Below are 1448 nucleotides of genomic sequence, written 5' to 3'. Positions count from 1 at the left end.
TAAACTTTAAATGGTATTACGTTTCCGCTATCATTCCAATCTGTCATTGCGAGCAAAAGCAGTTTCTCAAATTAGAATTTCAGAATCGCAATAACAGGATTTTTATTTTATAGGGGCTATTTAAGAATTTAGTTTTTTATGAGTTGTCTGAAAACATAGGCTAATTAAAATAGCCTATGTTTTTAGTGCACTCAGAAATTGAGAGTTTTTTTTGCACTTATTTATAAATAAACTATTTCTTTTTTAATATATTTTTTTTAATTATAGACATATAAGGATTATCTAATTTTAAATTATATTCTTTTTCTACTTTTTCAATTGCTTTTAGAACATCCCTATCAAAATTTTCATCAATTAGTGTTTTATCAATTTTATTTGTTTCTTCGGTATTTTCTGATAAATTTAATTTCCCTTCAAGTTTTGCAAATCTATTTTCTAAATTAGTAATTCGCTCTTCGTGTTTTTCTGCAAGTTCAGACATTATTTTTGTAGTAATACCAATAGAAGTATTTACAAATTTTTCTCCATATTTATTAATTAAAACATTAGACCAAGCAATACCAATAATATTTTTATAATGCAATGGGTTAATGTTTTCTGGCGAAATACTATACCCATAACCATCGTTTTTGCCTGATGCAATTATATAGTTTCCTAATTTAGATTCACCTTTTATTTTAATTGGAATTTGTCCCATAAAAGCAACTTTTTCGAAGTTTTCTTTTACATTTTCATCTGGTACATTACCTAAGATAGCTGGTTTAGTTGAAATAGCTAAAATTTGTTCGGCATTAGTAGTGTTTTTAGTGATCTTTCCGTTTTTAATACCTACAATATCACCTGGTGAAAAAACCTCTTTAGTATTCGTTTTTTCTAACCACTCTGCGTAATCCGCAGAACCAGAAGAGTATGTTACCCCTAAATTAGAATATGCGAATGCATTATATGCTGCTGCATTTGCGGTAACCATTGCAAAATCGGCCGTTGCAATAGCAATTTGCCCAATATCTGAACCTACAACAACACCCACTCCAGCAGAAGCAATTGGAATAGCCGCTAAACCAATAGATGCTCCAGCAACAGCTAATTCGGCAGTTAAAATTGAAATATCATAAATATATTGCGGATCACTTGCAACTTCTGCTGCAGTTTGCCCTTCAATATTACCAATTGCTTTACCCTTACTATCATAAAAAGTAATGAAATTATTATCATTATTAGGTAAGTCAGATTCTAATTTAATAGCAATACCTTGCCCACTACCTTCTACGCGTAAAGGGTAATTATTGTAATTATCACTATCAAAAGGTAACGCCGCATGTATTGTAACTTGATCTTTAATATTTACTTTTTTATTAAATAGCGCATTATTATCAACCACTAATTCACCTGTTAAGTGTGTATTTGCATTATTAGTTACGGTTAACTTATTATTTAAAGTTGTAGCA

The 1448-nt window shown here is 29.8% G+C and carries 1 protein-coding gene; it reads right to left on the bottom strand.

Features of this window, described 5'->3' with window-relative positions; translation table 11 throughout:
- Positions 1-232 precede the first annotated feature (232 nt).
- Positions 233-1448, bottom strand: a 1216-nt coding sequence (locus B0A57_RS05170) for a hypothetical protein (RefSeq protein WP_207758880.1), incomplete at its 5' end; no start/stop codon positions are given.

The organism is Flavobacterium psychrophilum DSM 3660 = ATCC 49418, from assembly GCF_002217405.1.
Lineage (GTDB): Bacteria > Bacteroidota > Bacteroidia > Flavobacteriales > Flavobacteriaceae > Flavobacterium > Flavobacterium psychrophilum.
Note: the sequence above shows the minus strand (reverse complement) of the source record. Positions and strands in the feature narration are given on the sequence as shown.